This is a genomic window from Pseudomonas sp. 13B_3.2_Bac1 (genome assembly GCF_025466205.1).
Lineage (GTDB): Bacteria > Pseudomonadota > Gammaproteobacteria > Pseudomonadales > Pseudomonadaceae > Aquipseudomonas > Aquipseudomonas fluorescens_H.
On sequence record NZ_JANLOG010000070.1, the window covers coordinates 24,315 to 47,760 of the forward strand.

At 60.9% G+C, this 23,446-nt stretch carries 24 protein-coding genes and 3 pseudogenes; 18 read left to right on the forward strand and 9 right to left on the reverse strand.

Features of this window, described 5'->3' with window-relative positions; translation table 11 throughout:
- Nucleotides 1–18: 18 nt before the first annotated feature.
- Nucleotides 19–834 (reverse strand): sulfite exporter TauE/SafE family protein, encoded by an 816-nt coding sequence (locus tag NTD85_RS10570; RefSeq protein ID WP_262142103.1) that lies wholly within the window; start codon nt 832–834, stop codon nt 19–21.
- Nucleotides 835–946: 112 nt separating this feature from the next.
- On the opposite strand from NTD85_RS10570, the gene NTD85_RS10575 reads away from it, so the two are divergent.
- The 3 genes from NTD85_RS10575 to NTD85_RS10585 all read left to right on the forward strand — a co-directional run bounded on the left by NTD85_RS10575 (nt 947) and on the right by NTD85_RS10585 (nt 2,400).
- Entirely contained in the window at nt 947–1,714 is a 768-nt protein-coding gene (locus tag NTD85_RS10575) for an AraC family transcriptional regulator (protein ID WP_262142104.1), read from the forward strand.
- Nucleotides 1,715–1,807: 93 nt separating this feature from the next.
- A complete protein-coding gene (locus NTD85_RS10580) occupies nt 1,808–2,122 on the forward strand; it encodes an XRE family transcriptional regulator (protein ID WP_123588732.1) in 315 nt (104 codons plus the stop codon).
- Nucleotides 2,123–2,133: 11 nt separating this feature from the next.
- Entirely contained in the window at nt 2,134–2,400 is a 267-nt protein-coding gene (locus NTD85_RS10585) for an XRE family transcriptional regulator (protein WP_201136803.1), read from the forward strand.
- A 36-nt stretch (nt 2,401–2,436) separates the two neighbouring features.
- On the opposite strand, the gene NTD85_RS10590 is transcribed toward NTD85_RS10585, so the two are convergent.
- Entirely contained in the window at nt 2,437–3,492 is a 1,056-nt protein-coding gene (locus NTD85_RS10590) for an MBL fold metallo-hydrolase (RefSeq protein WP_045122595.1), read from the reverse strand.
- Nucleotides 3,493–3,708: 216 nt separating this feature from the next.
- Between NTD85_RS10590 and NTD85_RS10595 the strand changes: the two genes are divergently transcribed.
- The 5 genes and pseudogenes from NTD85_RS10595 to NTD85_RS10610 all read left to right on the forward strand — a co-directional run bounded on the left by NTD85_RS10595 (nt 3,709) and on the right by NTD85_RS10610 (nt 8,084).
- On the forward strand, nt 3,709–4,317 hold the full coding sequence (locus tag NTD85_RS10595; RefSeq protein ID WP_103520091.1) for a TetR/AcrR family transcriptional regulator: 609 nt from the start codon (nt 3,709–3,711) through the stop codon (nt 4,315–4,317).
- Between the two features lie 156 nt (nt 4,318–4,473).
- Nucleotides 4,474–5,547 (forward strand): diguanylate cyclase, encoded by a 1,074-nt coding sequence (locus NTD85_RS10600; RefSeq protein ID WP_262142149.1) that lies wholly within the window; start codon nt 4,474–4,476, stop codon nt 5,545–5,547.
- 274 nt (nt 5,548–5,821) lie between these two features.
- A pseudogene (locus NTD85_RS27730) lies at nt 5,822–6,505 on the forward strand (PAS domain-containing protein); the annotation flags it as partial.
- 108 nt (nt 6,506–6,613) lie between these two features.
- Nucleotides 6,614–7,051: pseudogene (locus NTD85_RS27735) on the forward strand (methyl-accepting chemotaxis protein); the annotation flags it as partial.
- A gap of 499 nt (nt 7,052–7,550) precedes the next feature.
- Nucleotides 7,551–8,084, forward strand: coding sequence for a DUF1003 domain-containing protein (locus NTD85_RS10610; protein ID WP_262142106.1), 534 nt, complete (start codon nt 7,551–7,553; stop codon nt 8,082–8,084).
- Here the strand turns inward: NTD85_RS10610 and NTD85_RS10615 are convergent, their stop codons facing one another.
- Nucleotides 8,085–9,026: a LysR family transcriptional regulator gene (locus NTD85_RS10615; protein WP_103522550.1), complete on the reverse strand. Its 942-nt coding sequence runs from the start codon at nt 9,024–9,026 to the stop codon at nt 8,085–8,087.
- A gap of 43 nt (nt 9,027–9,069) precedes the next feature.
- Between NTD85_RS10615 and NTD85_RS10620 the strand changes: the two genes are divergently transcribed.
- Nucleotides 9,070–9,771, forward strand: coding sequence for a CTP synthase (locus NTD85_RS10620; protein WP_262142107.1), 702 nt, complete (start codon nt 9,070–9,072; stop codon nt 9,769–9,771).
- Nucleotides 9,768–10,082, forward strand: a complete 315-nt coding sequence (locus NTD85_RS10625; protein WP_262142108.1) for an antibiotic biosynthesis monooxygenase family protein — start codon at nt 9,768–9,770, stop codon at nt 10,080–10,082. Before NTD85_RS10620 ends, NTD85_RS10625 begins: the two co-directional genes overlap by 4 nt.
- 196 nt (nt 10,083–10,278) lie before the next feature.
- On the opposite strand, the gene NTD85_RS10630 is transcribed toward NTD85_RS10625, so the two are convergent.
- Nucleotides 10,279–10,605, reverse strand: a complete 327-nt coding sequence (locus tag NTD85_RS10630; RefSeq protein WP_262142109.1) for a DUF2025 family protein — start codon at nt 10,603–10,605, stop codon at nt 10,279–10,281.
- Between the two features lie 222 nt (nt 10,606–10,827).
- Here NTD85_RS10630 and NTD85_RS10635 point away from each other — a divergent pair, with 222 nt between their 5' ends.
- Together NTD85_RS10635 and NTD85_RS10640 are read left to right on the forward strand one after the other, a co-directional pair.
- Nucleotides 10,828–11,955, forward strand: coding sequence for a glycerophosphodiester phosphodiesterase (locus NTD85_RS10635; protein WP_103520152.1), 1,128 nt, complete (start codon nt 10,828–10,830; stop codon nt 11,953–11,955).
- Nucleotides 11,956–12,639 (forward strand): helix-turn-helix domain-containing protein, encoded by a 684-nt coding sequence (locus NTD85_RS10640; RefSeq protein ID WP_003227335.1) that lies wholly within the window; start codon nt 11,956–11,958, stop codon nt 12,637–12,639. It begins immediately after the preceding gene.
- A gap of 1 nt (nt 12,640) precedes the next feature.
- Here NTD85_RS10640 and NTD85_RS10645 read toward each other — a convergent pair whose 3' ends face one another.
- Nucleotides 12,641–13,519 (reverse strand): sterol desaturase family protein, encoded by an 879-nt coding sequence (locus tag NTD85_RS10645; protein WP_262142110.1) that lies wholly within the window; start codon nt 13,517–13,519, stop codon nt 12,641–12,643.
- 164 nt (nt 13,520–13,683) lie between these two features.
- Here NTD85_RS10645 and NTD85_RS10650 point away from each other — a divergent pair, with 164 nt between their 5' ends.
- The gene (locus NTD85_RS10650) at nt 13,684–13,989 is read left to right on the forward strand and encodes a PepSY domain-containing protein (RefSeq protein WP_262142111.1); all 306 of its coding nucleotides are present in this window, start codon (nt 13,684–13,686) and stop codon (nt 13,987–13,989) included.
- Nucleotides 13,990–14,149: 160 nt separating this feature from the next.
- Nucleotides 14,150–15,325 carry a GAF domain-containing sensor histidine kinase gene (locus NTD85_RS10655; protein WP_262142112.1) on the forward strand — a complete coding sequence of 392 codons (1,176 nt, stop codon included), beginning with the start codon at nt 14,150–14,152 and terminating at the stop codon, nt 15,323–15,325.
- A 133-nt stretch (nt 15,326–15,458) separates the two neighbouring features.
- Here NTD85_RS10655 and NTD85_RS10660 read toward each other — a convergent pair whose 3' ends face one another.
- Together NTD85_RS10660 and NTD85_RS10665 are read right to left on the reverse strand one after the other, a co-directional pair.
- Nucleotides 15,459–15,905, reverse strand: coding sequence for a hypothetical protein (locus tag NTD85_RS10660; RefSeq protein ID WP_003227342.1), 447 nt, complete (start codon nt 15,903–15,905; stop codon nt 15,459–15,461).
- Between the two features lie 110 nt (nt 15,906–16,015).
- Entirely contained in the window at nt 16,016–17,638 is a 1,623-nt protein-coding gene (locus NTD85_RS10665; RefSeq protein ID WP_262142113.1) for a methyl-accepting chemotaxis protein, read from the reverse strand.
- 412 nt (nt 17,639–18,050) lie between these two features.
- Here NTD85_RS10665 and NTD85_RS10670 point away from each other — a divergent pair, with 412 nt between their 5' ends.
- The 3 genes and pseudogenes from NTD85_RS10670 (at nt 18,051) to NTD85_RS10675 (ending at nt 20,936) form a co-directional block, all read left to right on the forward strand.
- Nucleotides 18,051–19,073 carry a transporter gene (locus NTD85_RS10670; protein WP_262142114.1) on the forward strand — a complete coding sequence of 341 codons (1,023 nt, stop codon included), beginning with the start codon at nt 18,051–18,053 and terminating at the stop codon, nt 19,071–19,073.
- A gap of 32 nt (nt 19,074–19,105) precedes the next feature.
- Nucleotides 19,106–19,195 (forward strand): annotated as a pseudogene (locus NTD85_RS27740) (metal ABC transporter ATP-binding protein); the annotation flags it as partial.
- Nucleotides 19,196–19,322: 127 nt separating this feature from the next.
- The gene (locus NTD85_RS10675) at nt 19,323–20,936 is read left to right on the forward strand and encodes an inorganic phosphate transporter (protein WP_003227350.1); all 1,614 of its coding nucleotides are present in this window, start codon (nt 19,323–19,325) and stop codon (nt 20,934–20,936) included.
- A 118-nt stretch (nt 20,937–21,054) separates the two neighbouring features.
- Here the strand turns inward: NTD85_RS10675 and NTD85_RS10680 are convergent, their stop codons facing one another.
- Nucleotides 21,055–21,951, reverse strand: a complete 897-nt coding sequence (locus tag NTD85_RS10680; RefSeq protein ID WP_262142115.1) for a LysR family transcriptional regulator — start codon at nt 21,949–21,951, stop codon at nt 21,055–21,057.
- A gap of 120 nt (nt 21,952–22,071) precedes the next feature.
- Between NTD85_RS10680 and NTD85_RS10685 the strand changes: the two genes are divergently transcribed.
- Entirely contained in the window at nt 22,072–22,827 is a 756-nt protein-coding gene (locus tag NTD85_RS10685) for an SDR family NAD(P)-dependent oxidoreductase (RefSeq protein WP_201136793.1), read from the forward strand.
- A 159-nt stretch (nt 22,828–22,986) separates the two neighbouring features.
- On the opposite strand, the gene NTD85_RS10690 is transcribed toward NTD85_RS10685, so the two are convergent.
- Nucleotides 22,987–23,418 (reverse strand): multidrug/biocide efflux PACE transporter, encoded by a 432-nt coding sequence (locus NTD85_RS10690; protein ID WP_201136792.1) that lies wholly within the window; start codon nt 23,416–23,418, stop codon nt 22,987–22,989.
- Between the last annotated feature and the right edge of the window lie 28 nt (nt 23,419–23,446).

Consider the following 23,446-nt stretch of genomic DNA (forward strand, 5'->3'; position numbering starts at 1 on the left):
CGCGCAGGAATCGAGGCTCTACTTGAGCAGCATGCCCAGCATCACGACGATTAACAGACCGATATACACCCAAGCATGCACCCGATCCGGTATCCGCCCGATCCACGGCGTGGCCAAGCGAATCCCGACCAACGACCCCAGCGTCAGCACCGCAAACGCCAGCAAATCCACATACCCGACAAACCACGCGCCCAGATCCGTCTCACTGAAACCGGCCAGTGCCATGTAGGTCAGCGTTCCGGCCACTGCCACCGGCACGCTCAACGGGTTCGCCATGGACGTGGCCTGGGACATGCTCAGTCCGCAGCGGCGCAGGAGCGGCACGGTCATGACGCTTCCTCCTACACCGAGGAACGTGGCGATGGCGCCGATGCCTACACCGCCGCCGGATGTTTCTGTACTGCGGAGTCGGCGTGGGATGACGCCTTCGCTGCGGGTGAGGAAGCCGCGTCTGAGCAGGCAGTCGATGATGGTCACGCCGAGGTAGGCGATGAAGGCGTAGCGAATGATTTCGCCGCTGGCCCACACCGCGGCTATCGCGCCGATGATCGCGCCGAGGGCGATGAAGCCGCCGAGCGGCCACAGGTATTGGCGGATCAGGTTGCCGGCGCGGCGGTGTTTGTCGGTGGCCATCAGGGCGTTGACGATCATCACGCAGGTCGAAGTGGCGACGGCGATGTGCATGGCCGATTGGCCGATGGGGTCGTCGACGCCGTGGCTGGCGCTGAGCATGCGGTAGAGCAGCGGCACGACGACGAAGCCGCCGCCGAAGCCGAACAGGACGGCGGTGATGCCGGTCAGGCAGCCGAGGAGAGTCAGCAGTAGGTAGAACATGGCGCGTCTTCCGGTGATGGCGAGCTGTCGACGATAGAGCGCCGCGGCTTGGCCTGCTTCAGCAACTCAGCCAATAATGTTTGCGTTTACGCCAATCACCGGGACGCCCTCGATGCGCAATATTTCGATCAGTCAGTTGGATGACACTCCGCGCCCGGTGGTGGCGATCGGTACGGATTATTCCCACGGCCATCTGTTGCCATTTCATACGCACCGGCGGGCGCAATTGCTGTACGGCGCGACCGGGGTGATGCAGGTTCGTACTCATGACGGCAACTGGGTAGTGCCGCCGCAACGGGCGGTGTGGATTCCGCCGGGAGTGGCGCATGAAGTGCTGATGCTCGGCGTGAGTACGCGCAGTTTGTACATCGAGCCGGGGGCGGTGGATTTGGGCCAGCGTTGTCAGGTGATCAGCGTTTCACCGTTGATGCGGCACTTGTTGATGGAAGCCGTGGAAGTGCCGCTGACTTATGACCTCCAAGGACGCGACGGCGTGTTGATGGAGCTGCTGCTGCATGAACTGGCGCGCAGTGCGCCCCTGCCCTTGCATATTCCGCTGCCGACTGACGGAAAGCTGCTCGCTTTGTGTCAGACCTTTCTGCTTCAGCCGAACGCCCATCAGTCGCCGCAACACTGGGCCGAGCAGTTGCACATAAGCTTGCGCACCTTCAACAGACTGTTTCGGCAGCAGACCGGGTTGAGCTTCAGCCAATGGCGGCAACAGGCCTGCGTGGTGCTGGCACTGGCCCGTCTGGCGGCCGGTGAAGCGGTGACGCGGATCGCCCTGGATTTCGGTTATGAGAGCCCGGCGGCGTTCTCGACGATGTTCCGGCGCATCCTCGGACAGGCACCGTCCGTCTGGTTGGAGGCGGCGAACTAGGGCAAATCAAAAAATGCGTTTGATCCCGGCCGAAAACAACTGTACAAAAACACAGTACATTTTCAATCAGCACTCTTGAGCCCGGAGCACACCATGGCCTCTCTTGCGATGAACCACATCCTCGAACGCATTGCCCTTTTCCAGTTCACCCCGACGCACTGCGTCCAGGCCCGAGCGATGCTGGGCTGGAGCGTGGAACAGCTGTCGCGCGAGGCGCAGGTTGCGGTGGACGATATTCAGCGGTTTGAAGCGCAGCAGGACGTGGCGGATGCGGCGCGGCTGGCGTTGGCTTACCGGTTTGAGGCGCAGGGGCTGGTGTTTTTTCCGGGGTTTGCGCCGGGTCGCAGTGCGAGTATGGGCGCGCCATCGGAAGCAGTGGGGCGTGGGGATTATGCGATGGCTGAATAAGGACGCGGAAATTGAGTGAAATCGAAGAAAGCAAAGGTTGCGTTTATAAGGATCTGGAAGGCGTGGATGCGGGTGACATGCAAAATAAGGTCCGGCATGTCACACGATTAGCTGCACTCATCGAAACAGCTCCCATGAGCAAAGCCGACGTAGCTCAAAGACTTGGTTTGAATCCGGAAAGTCTGGAAGAGATTCTCCGGGGGAAATTCCGCGACATAAACGTTTCCACATTGGTGAGCTATGGGGACTTGATGTCGGAAAACAATCTCGAAAAATAAGGTTCGCCTCTATAGAGGCGAACCGGTTTTAACTCATCAGGCGTTCTGAACCACGCCCTCACTCTCCCCTTCAACCGCCAACCACCACGCACTCCCGCGCTGCGGCTGCATCAGGTTGAACGCCTCGCCCATTTGCGGCGTGGTGATCGCAACACTGCGTTCCCAGGCCAGTGACAGAATCCGGTCAAACGGTTCGTGCCAAGCGTGCATCGCCAGGTCGAAGGTGCCGTTGTGGATCGGAAACAGCCAACGGCCCTTGAGGTCGATGTGGGCTTGCAGGGTTTCTTCGGGTTGCATGTGCACGTGCGGCCATTCGACGTTGTAGGCGCCGGTTTCCATCAGGGTCAGGTCGAATGGGCCGTACTGTTCGCCGATCCGTTTGAAGCCGTCGAAGTAGCCGCTGTCGCCGCTGAAGAAGATCCGCGTGTCGCCGTCGATCATCACCCACGAGGCCCAGAGGGTGCTGTTGCCGTCGAACAGGCCACGGCCGGAGAAATGCTGCGACGGGGTGGCGACGAAGCGGATGCCGGCAATTTCAGTGCCCTGCCACCAGTCGTATTGACGGACTTTGCTGGCGTCGATGCCCCATTTGATCAGGGTATCGCCGACGCCCAGCGGGGTCAGGAAGTAATTGGTTTTAGCCGCCAGTTTCAGTACCGCCTGGTAATCGAGGTGGTCGTAGTGGTTGTGCGACAGGATCACCGCTTCGATCGGCGGCAACTGGTCGATGCTGATCGGCGGCTGGTGAAAGCGTTTCGGGCCGGCCCATTGCACTGGCGAGGCACGCTCGGCGAAGACCGGATCGGTGATCCAGAATTTGTCGCGCAGCTTCAGCAGCAAGGTCGAGTGTCCGAGGCGGTAGACGCTGTGGTTCGGGGCTGCCAGCAAGTCTTCACGCGTCAGCGCGTGCACCGGGATCGCAGCGGCGGGACGGGTATCGCGTGGCTTGTGAAAGATCATGTTCCACATGATCCGCAGCATCTTGCGCAGGCCTTCGCGTTGCACCGGCGCATGGTTACGGAACAGTCCTTGATCCTGGCGAGAGGCTTCAGGCGTGGAAGTTTGATCCGCAGGGAATTCTGGGTTGGCCATGACTGAGAGACTCCAGAAAAACCGCGCAATTCACGGTTTTTCACGGTGGGACGATAAATGGCCAAGGCACGCACGCATCAGCCGAACTGTCTGGTTTTTAGGTTGCGCGGATTAACGCAACATTACACTGGGCGGTGTAGTTTCTAGGTTGCATCAAACCGGATGACAAGTAAACTGCCAAGTGTAATTCCCCCCCTTCTCTGCCGAAGCGTACTTATGACAGCTCCAAAGCGCCTCACCGACCGCAAACGCGAAGCCATCATTCAGGCGGCGATTGCCGAATTCCGTGCCAACGGGTTCGAGATCACCAGCATGGACAAGATCGCGGCCACCGCCGGGGTGTCGAAGCGCACGGTGTACAACCATTTCCCGAGCAAAGAAGAACTGTTCGCCGAAATTCTCAACCAGCTCTGGGCACGCATCACTGCCGAACAGGCCGTGACCTATCGCCCGGATCAGCCGCTGCGCGAGCAACTGCAGCAGATGTTGTTGGCTAAACTGCAGATGATGGCCGATGACAATTTTCTCGGTCTGGCGCGGGTGGCGATTGCCGCCACCATCCATTCTCCGGAGCGCGCGCAGGATATGGTGGCGCGCATGGGCGAGCGGGAAGAAGGCTTGACGGTGTGGATTCGCGCCGCTCAGGCGGATGGTCGGCTCAAAGCCGTTGATCCGGAGTTCGCCGCGCAGCAGGTGCAGGGGCTGTTGAAGTCGTTTGGTTTCTGGCCGCAGATTTCCATGGGCCAGGCGCCGCTGGATGCGGCAACACAACAAGCCGTGGCCGAGTCGGCAATGGAGATGTTTCTGGCGCGATACCATCTCTAGACCGCCCCTCTCCTGCACCCACCGCGATTAAATGGCTCGGAAGGACACTGATTATTCCCGTTGGAATAAATGACAATGTCCGACATTTGACCGACGAACGGTCAGCCTGAAAAAGACACTGCAAAGTATTTCAGGATGAATCTGGCGCAGGACATCATGGAAAACCAACGCGGCAAAGGCTTGTCATTCGCCAGACGCATCTATCTGCCCAGGGCCATCGGTCTGGGCGTCGGCTTTTTCAGCGTCGCGGCAGCACTGTATCCGCTGCACATGCCGGCCTGGCTATGGGCGCTGCTGGTGTTCAACGGTTTTATCTGGCCGCATCTGGCCTTTCAGGTTTCGACCCGCTCGAACTTTCCCTACCACGCCGAACGTCGCAATCTGTTGTACGACTCGTTGTGCGGCGGCTTCTGGACCGCGTGTTTTCAGTTCAACCCGCTGACCACCGTGACCATCCTGTCGATGATGACCATGAACAATGTCGCCGCCGGGGGCCGACGCCTGTTCGTATTCGGTGCACTCGCCCAGTTCGCCGGGGTGCTGCTGGGCTGGGCAATTTTCGGTTTCAAGTTCAGCCTGACCATGACGCAGATCCAGGTCTGGGCCTGCCTGCCGATGCTCACCCTTTATCCATTGGCACTGGGCATGGTGTCTTATCAACTGGCGATCAAACTCGCCCAGCACAAACGAGCGTTGAGCGCCCTGAGCCGCACCGACAGCCTCACCGGGCTGCTCAATCACGGCGCCTGGAAAGATCTGCTGCACAGCAAATTCGAGCGCTGCCAGCAGCAGCACGTCCCGGACATTCTGGCGCTGATCGACATCGATCACTTCAAGACCATCAACGATAACTACGGGCACATCATTGGTGACGCTGTGCTGCGCCATCTGGCCCGTGAACTCAAACTGCTGGCCGAAGGTGAACCGGCGGGCCGGTATGGCGGCGACGAGTTCTGCGTGATCCTGCCCGACCAGCCACTGCTCAAGGCCGAGGCGCGGATGGAACAATTGCGCCTGGCCTTGCACCAGTACCGTCATCCCGATGTGCCGGAATTGCGGGTCAGCCTGAGTATCGGTCTGGCGCGCTTTCAGCCTTCCTACACCGATGCGATTGCCTGGCTGGATGACGCCGACAAGGCGCTGTACACCGCCAAACACACGGGGCGCAACACGATCAGCGTGGCGCTGGGTCGACCGAGCTCAAACGACGCCAGCCAATTCAGCCTTTGAAAAAGCTCTACACATGTTGGCGCGCACTTTCTTGTACAAGACTAATTAGTTTGTATAAGATTGGCGCGTCAGCCTGGATGCTGGCACTTTGCAGTTAATGGCAAATGTTCATCCGGCATTTGCTCTGCCAGCGCGGAAACAGGGACACAAACCTCGTCTTTCCCTACTTCCAGGTACTGCTCACATGTTTTTCAATCGCCATCAGTCCGCTCTCAACGACCTTCAACACACCATCACCGAACAGAATGGCCTGCTCGAAGCCATCAACCGCTCCATGGCGGTGATCGAGTTCGACCTCGATGGCGTGGTGTTGAAGGCCAATGACAACTTCCTCAAAACCATGGGTTACCGCGCCGAACAGGTGATCGGCCAGCCTCATCGCTTGTTCTGCACCCCGGAGTTTGGCCGTAGCGCGCAATACACCGAATTGTGGTCGCGCCTGAAAAACGGCCAGTTCCAGTCCGGCACCTTCGAGCGCGTGGACAGCAAGGGGCAGCCGATCTGGCTTGAAGCCAACTACAACCCGATCAAGGATGCGTCGGGGCGCGTGGTCAAAGTGGTCAAGTTCGCCATGAACGTGACGACCAAGGTGCAGCAGGAAAGCGAGGCCAACGCCAAGCTTCAGGCAATCGACCGGGCGATGGCGGTGATCGAATTCAACCTCGACGGCAGTATTCTCACAGCGAACCAGAATTTTCTGACGCGTATGGGTTACACACTCGCCGAACTCAAGGGTAAACATCACCGCTTGTTCTGCCGACCGGAGCTGGTCAACAGCAGCGCTTACGAGGATTTCTGGCGGCGGCTGAACCAGGGTGAGTTGTTTCAGGGTCAGTTCGAGCGCGTCGACAAGCGCGGGCAGACTGTGTGGCTCGAGGCCAACTACAACCCGGTGTACGACGCCTCCGGGCGCCTGTGCAAAGTGGTGAAATTCGCCACGGACGTCACCACCCGCGTCGAGCAACATGAGCAGGATGCCCGCAGCGCCAGCGCGGCTTATCACATCTCCGTGGAAACCCGGAAAGTCGCCGAGCAAGGCACCCAGGTGATCCAGCAAGCGGCCGGTGAAATGCGGGAGATCGCTGACGACATCGCGCAGTCGTCGACCTTGATCGCGCAACTCGGCGAACGTTCGGAGCAGATCACGGCGATCGTCAACACGATCCGCGCGATTGCCGACCAGACCAACCTGCTGGCGCTCAATGCCGCCATTGAAGCGGCGCGCGCCGGGGATCAGGGCCGCGGCTTTGCGGTGGTGGCGGATGAGGTGCGGCAACTGGCGGCGCGCACCAGCGGCTCGACGGCGGAGATTTCCAACATGATCGGTTTGATCCAGAGCGAAACCCGCCAGGCGATCAAAAGCATGGAAGGCACCCGAGGGCGGGCAGCACAAGGCGTTGAACTGGCGGATCAGGCCGGCAGCGTGATTCTGCAGATTCGCGATGGTGCCAGTGAAGCGGTGCAGGCGGTGAGCATGTTTGCCAATGAGCGGGCGCCGGGGTGATCGCGGTGCTGAGGCTTTAGACCGAGTCGCGGCCTTCGCGAGCAAGCCCGCTCCCACAGGGAAATGCATTCCAGGGTGGGAGCATGTTTGCCAATGAGCGGGCGCCGGGGTGATCGCGGTGATGAGTCTTTAGACCGAGTCGCGGCCTTCGCGAGCAAGCCCGCTCCCACAGGGAAATGCATTCCAGGGTGGGAGCATGTTTGCCAATGAGCGGGCGCCGGGGTGATCGCGGTGCTGAGGCTTTAGACCGAGTCGCGGCCTTCGCGAGCAAGCCCGCTCCCACAGGGAAATGCGTTCCAGGGTGGGGCATGTTTGCCGATGAGCGGGCGCCGGGATGATCGCGGTGCTGAGGCTTTGGACCGAGTCGCGGCCTTCGCGAGCAAGCCCGCTCCCACAGGGAAATGCGTTCCAAGGTGGGAGCGGGCTTGCTCGCGAAGGGGCCGTCAGCCTTGATGCAGGGCTATAGTGATCTTCAGTCCCAAATCCTGCCGAGCCCATCATGACCACAGAAAAACCTGACACGCCCGCTGCTGCCCCAGTCGATCACCTGCGTTTCCACCGCACTCACGCGCACTTGAACACCACTTTCGGCAACGACAAGTTCGCCCTGCGCGCCGAGGCGTTCGCGCGATTTTTCGGCACGCCGACGTTTCTGGGCGCGCAAACCCTGATCGTGCTGTTATGGGTTGTACTCAACGTGACGGGCGTCACCACCTTCGACGTTTACCCGTTCATTCTTCTGAACCTCGCGTTCAGCCTGCAATCGGCTTATGCCGCACCGTTGATCCTGCTGGCACAAACCCGTCAGGCCGCGCGCGACAAGGCGCAAGCGGATGCCGATGCACAGCACCGCGAAGCGCTGGCGGAGGCCAACACCGAACGCCAGGCGCAGGCGGCGAAGACCACCGCGCAACTGCTCGAGCTGTTGGAGCAGAACACCCAGCTCACCAAAATGACCAAAAGCCTGACCGAACGCATTGAGGGTTTGACCCGCGAGTTGCACGAACACATTTGCCAGACTCGCCAGCCCTGATCACGCCAGTCGCAGCGCCCGCCCGAGTTCATCGAACAGCGTGACCACCGAGCGCAACGCCCGGCAGTCCGGGCGGGTGAGCAACCACAGCGCGGTGTCATAACCGTGCAGCGGTTCGCTCAAGGCCTGTAAACCCTCGGTCATCAGAAAGTCCGGCAACGCCGCCACGCCCAGCCCGGCACGCACCAGTTCAGTGACCGAAAGCATGCTGTTGCAGCGATAACTCGGGATCACGCCGGGCAACTGTTGGCGCCGCCAGGCGACGGTCGGGTGATCGGGCAAAAACTCGTCCGGAGCAATCCAGGTCAGCGCCGCCAGATCCGTCGCATCGACGTTTTGCAGGTAACGCGCACTGGCGCAGACCCGGTAGGAAACCTTCGCCAATTGCCGTCCGACCAGGTGCTCCGGCGGCGTACGCGTCAGGCGCAGGGCGATGTCGGCATCGCGGCGGCTGAGGTTGGCGAAATCGTTGGTGGTGCTCAGCTCGATGGTCAGCGCCGGATAGTTCGGCATGAACTGCGCCAACGCCGGTAGCAGCAGACCTTGCAGCACCGAATCGGTACAGGTCAGGCGCACCGTGCCGCTGACCACTTCGCCGCCCTGCTCCACACCGATCCGCGCCGCTTCCAGTGCCTGCTCGGCGCGTTCGGCCTGCTCGGCCAAAGTCTGCGCGAGGGTGGTTGGCAAGTAACCGGCGCGGCTCTTTTCGAACAATTGCTGACCCAGCGCTGACTCCAGACGACGCACCGCGCGAAACACCGTCGACACATCGACCCTGAGCAACTGCGACGCCCGGGCCAGAGAGCCGCCACGCACCAAAGCGAGGATCAGCGCCAGATCCGGGTAGTCGAGCCGATAGTGCGTCGCTGCATTGATCACTTGGGGAAACGCCAATATTGAGTGCGTGAACGCCAATCTATAGTGAGCCCCGGTGATCGACAACTGCACACAGAGATTCATCACTCACTCAAATCAAGGAAAGCCCATGGACGCCATTTCCATCGCCCTGATCGGCGATCACGATCCCCAAGTCACCGCCCACCAGGCGATCCCCGTTGCCCTCGGCCTGATCGCCGAGCAGAGCGGCCGCGATGTGCAATTCGAATGGCTGCCCACCGAGCAGATCCACGCCGATACTCCGCTGCAAAACTTCGACGGTTTCTGGTGCGTCCCGGCCAGTCCCTACAAGAGTGAAGCTGGCGCACTCAGGGCCATCCGTTTTGCCCGCGAACAACAGCGCCCTTTCCTCGGCACCTGCGGCGGTTTTCAGCATGCGGTGCTGGAATTTTCCCGCAACGTGCTGGGCTGGGCCGATGCCGAGCATGGTGAAACGTCGCCGGACTCGCAGCGAGCGGTGCTCACGCCATTGACCTGTTCATTGGTGGAAGCGGTGGACAGCATTCATCTGGTCGCCGGCTCGTTGATTGCCAAGGCGTACGAAACGTCGGAGATTCATGAAGGCTATCGCTGTCGCTACAGTGTGAATCCGCAGTTCGAAAGAGAATTGCTGACTCATCAGCTACACGCCGTGGGGCACGATTCGGCGGGTGACTTGCGGGCGATCGAATTGAAAGACCATGTGTTTTTTGTCGCCACGCTGTTTCAACCGGAACGTGCGGCGCTCAAGGGCCAGGTTCCGCCGCTGGTGCGGGCGTTCGTCGAAGCGTGCGTGGAGCTGCGCCCATGAAGCCGGACGAAACCTGTTTCGCAGTGATATTCACCTCGACCCGCACCGAGGGTGACAACGGTTACGCCGCGGCGTCCGAGCGCATGATGGAACTGGTCAGCGAGCAACCGGGGTTTCTCGGCATTGATTCGATTCGCGGGGAGGACGGGGTCGGGATCACCATTTCGTACTGGCAGAGCGAGGCGGCGATTCTGGCCTGGCGCGAGCATCCCGAGCACCGGGTGATTCAGGCGCGTGGGCGGGCGCAGTGGTATTCCAAGTTTCAGACGCGGGTGTGTCGGGTGGAGCGGGAATACCGGTTTGGGCAGTGACGATGGCGGCGTGCTGACTGGCCTCTTCGCGAGCAAGCCCGCTCCCACAGGTACAGCGTTCGGGCTTTGAATTTGGTTGTGTTCTCACTGGCCTCATCGCTGGCAAGCCAGCCCCCACAGGAATTTGTGAACGCCACAGATCCAATGTGGGAGCGGGCTTGCTCGCGAAGAGGCCGCAACAGCCACTACAAAAACTTCAGCCTTTCACCAGACTGCGCACCGCCACAATCTCCGGCACCTCAACCTTGCTCATGTACACCCGCAACGGCTCGGTGATGTTGATCCGGTCATCAATGTTCTGATCCAGCAACAACTGGATCAGCTCGCGTTTCAGGGTCATGGTTGTATCAGAAGCCGCCGCCCAGACAAATTCGCTGGTGGGAATGATGCCGTCATTGGCGACGTCCATGCCGAACGAATCCTCGCTGAAACGCACGATGTACTGGCCGGTCTTGCGGTTGAGGCCGACGAAACCCTTGAGGTCATCGGCGGCCTGACAGATGAGTTGGGAAGTGATGCGCATGGTAAACCTCACGAAAAATCATCGATGGTTTACACGCAGGGCAACAGACTCGGCGCGCCCTCTGCCGGGGCGTCTGCCACGGGCAAGCGTACTGTAAACCGCGCCACAAAAGTGCAGGAAAAATCGCTTTTAATACGTTTATGTCGGTCTGGCGATAGCACGCAATCGATTCAGTTGTTAAAAGGTACGTCTTTGAAAATGCCCTGCGAAAGGAACTCGAACATGCCCGCCACTTTCACCAAAAGCGCTCTCATGCTGAGCCTGATGCTCGGTTTCGGCCAGGCCCACGCCGCCGCCCAGACCAACATCGACGCGCTGGCCGCCGCCCATGGCATCCCGCATCCAGCCGTGATCGCCCACCGTGGCGCATCCTTCGATGCACCGGAGTCCACCGCCGCGTCCTACAAACTGGCCCGCGACCTTGGCGCCGATTACCTGGAAATGGACCTGCAACGCAGCAAGGACGGCGTGCTGTTCGCGCTGCACGACAACAACCTGCAACGCACCACGGATGTCGCCAGCAAGTTCCCTGAGCGCAAAGACAGCCCGGCCAATGCCTTCACCATGGCCGAACTGAAAACCCTCGACGCCGGCAGCTGGTACAACAAGGCCTACCCGGATCGCGCGCGTCCGACCTACGCCGGCCTGAAGATCCTGACCCTCGACGAAATCATCGACATCGCCCAGGCCAACCCGCAGCACAAGCCGGGCCTGTACATCGAGACCAAGGAGCCGCAGCTGTTTCCCGGCATCGAGCATGACCTCAAAGAGAAGCTGCAGGATCGCGGCTGGCTGAGCCCGGCCGGTTCGAAACTGGCCAAGAGCGAACTCGGCGTCGGCCAGGGCAAAGGCAAGGTGATCCTGCAGACCTTCGAGAAAAACAGCCTCGAACTGCTGCAAAAGGAAATGCCGCAAGTGCCGAAAATCCTCCTGCTGTGGGTTGGCGAAGGCAGCATCGAGCCGAAGTCGAAAGTGACCTTTGCCGAGTCCGGCGAGAAGGACAAGAACGTGTTCTACGGCAAGCAAGAGCCGAAGTCCGAAGCCGAATTCAAACAATGGGTGGATTTCGCCAAGTCGCAGGGCGCCATCGGCACCGGCCCTTCGGCCAAGCTGACCAAGGGCGGCGACCAGAGCTATTCGGATCTGGTGCAACCGTGGATGAACCAATACACCCACGATCAGGGCATGCTGGTGCACGTCTACACCGTTGATGAGCCGGTGGACTTCGAGAAAGTCATGGCGGCGGGTGTCGACGGCATCTTCACCAACCGCGCCAGCGAACTGTTGAAGTTCTACAAGCGCCCGGCGGCGGCCAGTGTTGATCAGGTGTTGAAGAACAACGGGTTCTGAGTGAACACGCACACCGAGTGGACAGGCCGCCTCTGGCTGGGGCACGACTATGGCCTGATCCACGGAGTGTCGGGGCGCACCGCGCCCCATTCCCACTACGCCCACCAGATCATCCTCGCTCCCGAGCGCCCGGCCACCGTGCTGCTGGACGGCACGCCTGTCACCGCCTCCCCGCTGCTGATTGCTTCCAATGTGCGCCACGCGATAGTCGACGCGCCGGATCCGCTGTTTACCGTTTACGCCGAACCGCTGCTGTTTGATGCGCAGACGCTTGTCGATCGACTGTCTGCCGCCGAACTGTCGCTGCCCGCACTTGATCGCGCGATACGCCAATGTCCGCGCCGCTCGCTGAGCGATCCACGCATCGAACGCGCACTGGCTGCCATCGATGCTTCGCTGATCGACAAAGTCGCGGCGCGCGCCGTGGCTGACGCTGCACATGTGTCGCTGAGTCAGTTGCAGCGGCTGTTCGTCAGTCAGGTTGGTCTGCCGGTGCGCCGACTGGTGCTGTGGCGCCGCTTGCGCCTGGCGATGGCGGCGATTCTGCTGGGCAGCCCAGTGACCGCTGCGGCACATTCGGCGGGGTTTGCCGATTCGGCGCACTTCTCGCGCAGCGTGAAAAAACTCTTCGGCGTCACCGCGTGTCAGGCGTTGCGGCGTATCGATTTGCAGCTGCTGGACTGATTCAACGGCGCAGCGCTGGCGGCACCACTGACTCGCGACTCAACGTGACCGTCGCGAACGGATCAAGCAATTGCGCGGCGTAGTCACGGGGAAAATCCGGGCGACTGCCGATTCCCAGATCACCCTGGCGGATCTGATAGTCCGGGGTGTAGAAACCGGTGCCCAACAGCCAGTCCCACAGCGTAAAAAACAGCCCGAAATTGACGTCCCCGGCACGCCCGTACTTCATGTGATGAAAGCGGTGCAGCGGCGCCCAGGCGAAAATCCAGCGCAGTGGCCCCATGCGGATATCGACATTCGAGTGCTGCAAGAGCAGTTGAATGGCAATGGCAAACGCCAGTAACGCCGCGACCTGCGAGGGAATGCCCAGCACCAGCAACGGCAGCAGCCCCGACGTCGCTTCCAGCAGTTGATGCAGCGGATGTTTCATCAAACCGTTGAAACCATACAGTCGCTCGACACTGTGATGCACCGCGTGCAGCCGCCATAGCCACGCCACGCGGTGGCTGGCGTAATGCATCAGGCTGATCCCGGCGTCGGCAATGAATATCGCCAGCGCCAGCTGCAGCCATAACGGCCACTCCCGCGGCCATGCGCCGTCAATCGCAAAAAGCGTTACCAGGCCCGGCAATGCCAGCAGGCCCAGTGCATTCAGTGCTTCGTTGACTAATGCGTGCAGGATGTCGCGGCGCCGGTCACCGGCCGGATGGTTCCAGCCCGGCTCATAGGGCAGCGACCATTCGGCAACAAACGAAACGAGCAGCGCGCTGACAAACAGCGGCAACAAGCACAACGTCGACACTTCCGACACCCAAACTCCGAACCCGATGAATCCGCCCCAGAACACTGGCGCGTACAACCCGGCAACCTTGCGTTTCATGTGCACCTCCGTTGATCGAAGGCACAGCATGCGAGCGCGCGGCGAACGGCAATTGAACAAACGACGCAATCGAACAAGGCCAATTAAGGGTGAATTAAGTTGCGCTGGTTAGTCTGGCCCCACTGAAACAGATCAACCCCATTCGATACCCAAGGAACGAAACGATGAAAACTTTGACTGCCCTGTTCACCGCCGCTGCTCTGACCCTGACCGCTGGCCTGGCCCAGGCTGATGTGCGCGTCGACCAGATCCCGCAACTGGTGAAGGAAGGCAAGATCAAGTCGCTGGAGTCGATGAACGCCGAAGCGCTGAAACTGCACCCGGGTGCGACCATCACCGACACCGACCTGGATAACCACTTCAACGGTTACGAATACGAAGTCGAGCTGAAAACCGCCGATGGCAAAGAGTTTGACGTCGACTTCGATGCCACCACCGGCAAGGTGCTGAGCAACAAACTAGACACCTGATACAACTCCACCCGAAAGCCGCACGATCACCGATCGTGCGGCTTTTTTGCGTCCGTTTGCCGGCAAATCACGCGGATGCAGCCTGAAGGGATGCCAAAACCGCCATCAGACCGCTAGTATGGCCCCCAATCAATCAACCAATGCAGCCGGGAACGATGGCATGGGGCAGAGCAAAGCAGCAGACATCGCCACCATCGGACGCATTAGCGCGGTGCCGGCCATCCTTCAGGTGATCCGCGAACTGACCGGGATGCGTTTTGCCGCCGTGGCGCGGGTCACCGAGGACTCGTGGACCACGTGTGCGGTGCTCGATCAACTGGAATTCGGCCTGCAAGTCGGCGGCGAACTGGATGTGGTCACCACCCTGTGCCACGAGATCCGCCAGTCACATGTCTCGGTGGTGATCGACAAGGCCAGCGAAGACCCGCTCTACCGTGATCACCACACCCCGCGCCTGTACAAATTCGAGAGCTATATCTCGGTGCCGGTGTTCCGCACTGACGGACGGTTCTTCGGCACCATTTGCGCCCTCGATCCGATCCCGACGCACCTCAGGTCCAGTACCATCCAGAGCACCATGGAGTCTTTCGCGCGGATGCTCGCGTTGCAGATCGAAGCGGAAGAAAACGCGCAACGCACCGAAACAGCGCTGTTGCAGGAGCGCGAAACCGCCGAGCTGCGAGAACAGTTCATCGCCGTGCTCGGCCATGACTTGCGCAACCCGTTGTTCGCCATCAGCGCCGGCGCCGAAATGCTCCTGCGCAAGCACCCGGAACCGGCCATCGAGGTGCGGGTGCGTAATATCCTTGGCAGTGCGCAACGGGCGACGCGGCTGGTGGATGACGTACTCGACTTTGCTCGCGGGCGCTTGGGCAAAGGCATTCCGGTGGATATCCAGCCCTGCACGGACCTGACCGAAGCGGTGCAGCAGGTGGTGACGGAGATCCGCAACGTGCATCCCGGACGTACGATCAGTGCGTCCATTGGCGACTTGCAGGGTGTGCGCTGCGACCGAGGACGGATTGCCCAGCTGCTGTCGAATCTGCTGGCCAATGCCGTGGCCCATGGCGACTCGATCGGGGATATCGAAGTCATCGCTCAGGTCGAGCAAGGTGCGTTGATGCTGGCGGTGAAAAATCAGGGGCATATTCCCGATGCGGTCCTGCCGCACCTGTTCCACCCCTACTCGCGCCCTGCCGGCAGCGCGCCCCAGGCCGGCCTCGGGCTGGGTCTGTACATCGCCAGCCAGATCGCGCAGTCCCACGGCGGGCGCTTGCATGTCGCGTCCACCGCCCAAAGCGGCACGCTGTTCACCTTCAGCCTGCCCACTGCCTGAAAAGCACACCTTGGATCCCTGTGGGAGCGAGCTTGCTCGCGAAGCTGTTGTGTCTGCCACACATGAGGCGACTGGCACACCGCTTTCGCGAGCAAGCTCGCTCCCACATTGGTTCTGCAGTGGTTCGCAGTTGTCAGGCCGAAGTGCTGACCAGCGAACCCGAGCTGCTCGACCCGGAATCCTGCAACGCCTGCAACAACGCCGCCGTCGCCGTCTGCAACGAAGCCGAGGTGCTGGAGATTTGCGACTCGGCGGAGGCCACGTCGGCAGCCTTGGCATCAGCGTCTTCCTGCTTGGCCTGAGCCGCTTGCAGCGCCTGTTGCTGTTCCTGCAATTGCTTTTGCAGCTCGGCGATCTGCTTGCGCAGTTCTTTCACCGAATCCGACTCACCGCTGCTGTCGGAACTGCTGTCGCCCGCCGGAGCCGCGCCACCGCCGGCCGCCACTTTGCTGGTATCGGCGCTGACGCCCGCGCTGCTGGTTGCACTGGTTGAGGTGTCGTCACTGGCGTCGCTGATCTTGGTTTTGCTGGTGGCGGTGGTGACGGTCTGATTGATTGAAACAGAGGTGATGCTGACCATGGGATGGCTCCAATGCCGGTTATAGATAACCGGCCATCGGCGGCAGTCGCACGGATTTGAGATCGACTGTGTACCGACTCGGTAACCGAACCGGTACACGTCGGCAGACGTCAGGCGCTCAGGCGCGCGGTGACTTCATTGAGTTGCCCGGACAGGCCATGCAGGTTCTGGCTGGCGCTTTCGGTGCGCTGCACGCTGTTGAGGTTGGTGCTGGCGATCGAGGTGATCTCGGTCAGGTTGCGCGAGATGTCTTCGGCCACCGAGGTTTGCTCTTCGGCAGCAGTGGCAATCTGGCGGTTCATGTCGCGGATCGCTTCCACGGCGTGGGTGATGCGCTCCAGCATGGCGCCGGCCTGGGTCACTTGCTCGACACTTTCGTCGCTGCGCGTCTGACCGCTTTCGATCGCTTGCGCCGCGTCCACGGCACCGGTCTGCACGTTCTGAATGATCTGGTTGATCTCGATGATCGACTCCGCCGTACGCTGCGCCAGGTTGCGCACCTCGTCGGCGACCACCGCAAAACCACGCCCGGCCTCGCCGGCCCGTGCCGCTTCAATCGCCGCGTTGAGCGCCAGCAGGTTGGTCTGCTCGGCGATGCCGCGGATCACTTCCAGCACCTTGCCGATGCGCCCGCTGTCGGCTTCCAGACGACGGATCACTTCTGCGGTGTTGGCGATTTCGCCACGCATCCGGGTGATGCTGTGGATGGTGCTCTGCATGACCTTTTCACCCTGCTGGGCAGACTGGTCGGCATCGTCGGCAGCCCGCGCCGCATCGGCGGCATGCCGGGCGACTTCCTGGGCGGTGGCGGACATTTCGTTCATTGCCGTGGCCACCTGATCGGTGCGGTTGAACTGCTCGTTGGTACCGCCGGCCATGGTTGTAGCGATGGCGTTCAGCTCGCCGCTGGCGCTGTCCAGATCACTGGCGCTGCGTTGCAGTTGGGTGAAGGTTTCGGCGAGAAAATCACGCAGGGTATTCGCCGCAGCGGCAAGGTTGCCCAACTCGTCCTGACGGTCGTTGGCGACGCGCTCGGCGAGGCGCCCACGGCTCAATTGGGTGACGTAATCGATCAGCTTGCGGATCGGGTCGATCAGGTTGCGGTTGACCAGCCACAGGCTCAGCAAACCGATCAGCAGACCGGAACCGAGCATCACCAGAATCCCCAGCAACACAGTACGGTCGGCGCTTTCGCTGATGCTGGCCGACAACACATCACCCTGTTTGCGCAACTCGGCCACCAGTTCGCTCATCTGATCGCTGGTGGCACGGTCCACACCTTTGACGGCGCTGTCGCCGGCCGTTGGATCGGCACCGGCAGCGACGTAGGCATCGCGGCCTTTCTGGTAGGCGCTGCCGAGTTGGCGGTGCTCTTCACGCAGACGTTCGATGCGGGTTTTCAGCGCCGGCTCAAGGCCTTTCTGGCCGGCCAGTTCACCGAGAATGTTCTGCACATCGCGCTGACGATCTTCGAACTGGCCCCAGTACTTGGCCAGGTCCGCCGGTTGCTTGCCGCGCAGCAAGACGTTTTTCCATTCCTGCACCTGCACCTTGAATTGCAGGTTGGCCTCGTCGATCAGTTGCGAGGTGTGCAACGGGCCGGCGATCAACTGGCTGTAGTTCTGCACGCCGTTGGACAGGAAGTGAAAGCAGGCCAGTGCGATCAACAGCATCGCCAGCAGGCTGCCGCCCAGCAGGGCGAGAATTTGTGCTCTCAAGGATTTTTGCAGCATCGCGAGATACTCAGGACAGGGATGAGGCACGCCCGGTAAGGCGTGGAATTTTGCCGGACATCCGTGTCGGCGAGCCTTGGCTCATGGCCAAGCGCGCGCAACGTAACCTAAGCGTGATCGGCGTACCAGAGCGCTTCTTGAAGAAATTCCGACCATTGGTAGGTGAATTAAGAGACTGTGATCGACCATGGCACAGGGTGGGAGCGGGCTTGCTCGCGAAAGCGGCGTGTCATCCACATCATCACTCAATGATCATCCGCATTCGGGAGCAAGCCCCCTCCCACAGGATTGCCGGTAATGATCACGATCACTGTCATTTTGCAGTCACACAAGCGTCATGCGTGATTGCGATGATGCGGCTCAGTGAACCTGCCATTCCGCGACCGGCGTCCCCTCCTCGCAGCGAGCCTCCATGAATCACAGCCTCGATATCAGTCATCGCGATCCTGATTTGTTCGGTTTGCTTTACGGCTTCCGTTTTCGTCCCGGTGAACGTGGCCGCGAAGTCGACTCGGCGACCGCCCTGCGTTGTCTGCAAGACGACAGCGACAGTGATGAATTCCTTTGGCTGCATCTCAATCTTGCGCACGCCGCCTGCGAGCGCTGGATGAAAAGTCATCTGCAATTGCCTGAAGAGTTTTTCGAAGCGCTGCACGAAGGCTCGCGCTCGACGCGCATCGAACACGTCGATTCGGCGTTGCTGGCGGTGGTCAACGACGTGGTGTTCAACCTCAGCAGCATGGTTTCCTCGGACGTGTCGACGCTGTGGGTTTGCGTGCGCAGCAAACTGATCGTCAGCGCACGCCTGCAACCGCTGCACTCGGTGGACAAATTGCGTTCGTCGGTGAAGGCCGGCGAATGCTTTCGCTCGCCGTCGGAACTGCTGGTGCACTTGCTGCGCGATCAGGGTGAAGTGCTGACGCAGATCGTGCGCAAGACCAGCATGAGCGTCGATCAGGTCGAGGACGAATTGCTCTCCTCACGCCTGTCGACCGACCGCGCCGAACTCGGCGCCAATCGCCGGGTGCTGGTGCGCCTGCAACGCCTGTTGGCGCTGGAGCCGGGTTCGCTGCTGCGCCTGCTCAACCGTCCGCCGCCGTGGCTGCAGAAGGAAGACGTCAAGGAGCTGCGCAAATCCACCGAGGAGTTCGCGCTGATCATCAACGACCTCACCGCCCTCGGCGAGCGGATCAAATTGCTCCAGGAAGAAATCGCCGCCAACCTCAACGAACAGAGCAACCGCACCCTGTTCACCCTGACCGTGGTCACGGTGCTGGCGCTGCCGATCAACATCATCGCCGGTTTCTTCGGGATGAACGTGGGGGGCGTGCCGCTGGCGGGTGATCCGGAGGGGTTCTGGATTCTGGTGGCGCTGGTGGTGACGTTTACCGCGATTGCCGGGCGTTGGGCGTTTCGCAAGCGTGGGGATTACTAACCACCAAACTTGATGTCCAGCACAGTTCCCCTGTGGGAGCGAGCTTGCTCGCGAAAACGGAATATCAGGCACCATCATTGTTGAATGACACACCGCTTTCGCGAGCAAGCTCGCTCCCACAGGGATCTGCTTCAGCCTTCAGATCAGTGGTGGAGCTAAAAACCCAAACACTGACCTGTCGCAGTCTCTCTGTAATATTTAGCAACGATCATGACCGACATTCCTTCCCTCGCTCAGGATTGTCCGCTCATGGCTACTCCCTCCCTGACCGCCCGCCAGGCCTCTGCCCCCAGCGGCAGGCCAGCCCTCGACAAGAAAACCGGCCCGTTCACCTACGTGATCTTTTTCGCGGTGCTCGCGATGGGGATGCTGTTCACCGCTTACAGCCTGATGCACGACATGCATGAGCTGGGCACTACCGTCACCACCTGGACCCCGTTTCTGCTGCTCGGCGTGGCGCTGCTGATTGCGCTGGGCTTTGAGTTCGTCAACGGTTTCCACGACACCGCCAACGCGGTGGCGACAGTGATTTACACCCACTCGCTGCCGCCGAATGTGGCGGTGGTCTGGTCGGGGTTCTTCAATTTCCTCGGGGTGCTGCTGTCCAGCGGCGCCGTGGCGTTCGGCATCATCGCCCTGCTGCCGGTGGAGCTGATTCTGCAGGTCGGTTCGTCCGCCGGTTTCGCGATGATCTTCGCCCTGTTGATCGCGGCGATCCTGTGGAACCTCGGCACTTGGTGGCTGGGCCTGCCGGCCTCCTCTTCCCACACACTGATCGGCTCGATCATCGGCGTCGGCGTCGCCAATGCCTTGATGCACGGGCGCGACGGCACCAGCGGCGTGGACTGGGCGCAGGCGACCAAGATCGGTTACGCCCTGCTGCTGTCGCCGTTGGTGGGCTTCGGCTGCGCGGCGCTGTTGCTGCTGGCCATGCGCGCCTTCATCAAGAATCGCGCGCTGTATAAGGCGCCGGAAGGCAACAACCCGCCACCGTGGTGGATTCGCGGTTTGCTGATCGCCACCTGCACCGGCGTGTCGTTCGCCCACGGCTCCAACGACGGGCAGAAAGGCATGGGCCTGATCATGCTGATTCTGGTCGGCACCTTGCCGATGGCCTACGCCTTGAACCGCACCATGCCGGCCGATCAGGCGTTGCAGTTCGCTGCCGTCGCCGAAGTCACCCAGCAAGCGCTGGTGAAAAATACCCCGCTGCCAGCCCCGGTCGATCCGCGCCCGGTGCTGTCCGATTACGTGCGCAGCAAGCAAGCCACCCCGCAACTGATCCCCGCCCTCGCCGCCCTCACCGGGCACATTGGCGAAGAGGTGAAAGGTTATGGCTCGCTGTCGAAAGTCCCGGCCGAAGCCATGGGCAACGTGCGTAATGACATGTACCTGGCCAGCGAAAGCATCCGCCTGATGGACAAGAACAAGGTCGGCAACTTCGACGCCGACACCACTGACAAACTGCAGCTGTTCAAGCAGCAGATCGACAACGCCACGCGCTTCATTCCGTTGTGGGTGAAGATCGCCGTGGCCATCGCCCTGGGCCTCGGCACCATGGTCGGCTGGAAACGCATTGTGGTGACGGTCGGCGAGAAGATCGGCAAGACTCACCTGACCTACGCCCAAGGCGCCTCGGCGGAAACCGTGGCGATGCTGACCATCGGCGCGGCGGACATGTTCGGTTTGCCGGTGTCGACCACTCACGTGTTGTCATCGGGTGTGGCCGGGACCATGGTTGCCAATGGCGGCGGGCTGCAGATGAAGACCATCCGCAACCTGCTGATGGCGTGGGTGCTGACCTTGCCGGCGGCGATTCTGCTGTCGGGCAGCCTGTACTGGCTGTTCACCCAGATTTTCTGACCCCACAAATCCCCTGTAGGAGCTGCGGCACGCTGCGATCTTTTGATCTTGTTTTTAAAAAGCAAAATCAAAAGATCGCAGCCTTCGGCAGCTCCTACATTTGGATTTGTGTTGTTGGCTAGAGCGCGGAACGAATCACCTCCCCCAACCAATCCATGAACACCCGCACCCGCAGCGGCAAGTGCCGTTGCCGCGCATACAGGATAGAAATGCCCATCGCCGGCGCCGTGAACTGCGGCAGCACAGTCAGCAGTTCACCATTGTCCAGATGCGGCTGCATGCCGGTGCGCGGCACCTGGATCAGGCCGAAGCCGCCGAGGCACGCCGACTCATAGGCATCGGTGCTGTTGACCGTGACACTGCCAGCCATCGGCAGGCGCCGCACCTGTCCGTCCTGTTCATACACAAAACCTTCGGAACGCGAACCCAGCACGCCGACGTAATGCACCAGCCGATGCTGCGCCAGATCCTCCAGGGTCTGCGGTACGCCATGGCGTTCGAGGTAAGCGGGGCTGGCGCAGTTGATCATCGGAAAGTCGCCCAGATGCCGCGCCACCACCGACTGATCCGGCTGCGCGCCAATACGCACCACGCAATCGAAACCCTCGCTGAGCAGATCGACGCGACGGTCGGTACTGCTGATTTCCAATTCCAGATTCGGGTGGCGCGCCATGAACTCGGGCAGCAGCGGCATGATCAAGCGGCGCGCGAGGATGTTCGGCATATCGACACGAATCCGCCCGCTCAGCGACGCTGGATCCTGCCGAAACAGCCCCTCGATCTCGTCCATGTGCGACAGCAGATCCTTGCTGCGTTCGTACAGCACCAGGCCGTCCTGAGTCGCCTGCACTTTGCGCGTGGTGCGTTGCAGCAAGCGTGTGCCGAGTAGGGTTTCCAGCGCCTGCACGTGCTCGGACACGGTCGAACGCGGCAGCCCGAGACTCTCCCCGGCGAGGGTGAAACTCGACAGTTCGCTGACCCGGACGAAGGTGCGCAGCAGTTCCAGTTTGTTCATCAGGACACCCGTTGATTGTTCGGCAGAGTCGATCAGTGATTCCGGTTTCAGTCTGTTTATCACCCAATGGCGGATAAATAAACTTTGCTCATCACCACTCACCGCAATCGAGGATTTCACATGAGCCGCAAAATCGCATTGATCACCGGCGCCAGCCGGGGCCTGGGCAAGAACGCCGCACTGCACCTCGCCGCGCAGGGCGTGGACATCATCGGCACCTACAACAGCCGCGCCGATGAAGCCCAGGCACTGGTCGCAGAACTGGAACAACGCGGCGCCAAAGCCGTGATGCTGCAACTGGACGTCGGCCGCAGCGAAACCTTTGCCGATTTCGCCTCGCGGGTTGCGCAAGCGCTGCAGCAACTGGAGCGTCCGCGCTTCGACTTCCTGATCAACAACGCCGGGATCGGTGTCCACGCGCTGTTCGCCGAGACCACCCCGGAACAATTCGACCTGCTGATGAACATCCAGCTCAAAGGGCCGTTCTTCCTGACTCAGCAACTGCTGCCGCTGATCAATGACGGCGGCCGGATCATCAACATCTCCAGCGGCCTGACCCGCTTCAGCCTGCCGGGTTATGCCGCCTACGCGGCGATGAAAGGCGCGATGGAAGTGCTGACCCGCTATCAGGCCAAAGAGCTGGGCGCGCGGCAGATCGGCGTGAACATTCTCGCGCCGGGCGCGATCGAGACCGATTTTGGTGGCGGCGCGGTGCGCGACAACGCGGCGTTGAACGCCATGGTCGCGAGCAACACCGCACTGGGTCGCGCCGGGCAACCGGATGATATTGGTGGTGCGTTGTCGATGTTGCTGGCGCCGGGCGCGCAGTGGATCAACGGACAGCGGGTCGAGGCATCGGGCGGGATGTTCCTCTAAACCCAAACATTGTGGCGAGGGAGCTTGCTCCCGCTGGGGTGCGAAGCGCCCCCCAAAACCGGCCAATGCGGTCTGACAGACAGACCGCGTTTATCGGGTTTACGACTGCTGCGCAGCCGAGCGGGAGCAAGCTCCCTCGCCACAGGTTGTGTTCCAGACTTAAGCAGCACGGGCCATCAATAACCGCTCGCGCACCACGTCATACCCCCAGTGATACACATAGGTGTACGGCAGGAAAAACAGCAGCACGCCGATGTCCAGCAAGAACGCCTGCCACAGGCTGACCGACAGCCACCAGGCAATCAGCGGCACGCCCATCACAATCAACCCGCCTTCAAACAACAGCGCGTGGACCACCCGCGTCCAGGCGTTGTGCGCGACGTTCAGGCGCTTGAGCATGCGATCGAAAAAACCGTTGAACAGCACGTTCCACGCCAGCGCCAGCAGAGCAATCAGCACGGTTACGGCGCCCATGTCCAACAGCGGCTTGTCCATGATCCACGCCAGCAACGGCGTGCAGATCAGGATCGCCAGAAACTCGAAACCGATGGCCTGAAAGATACGTTCAACAATGGATTTGTTAGCTGTCATGGCCTGACTCCTTGAGTGAAGAGAGTTG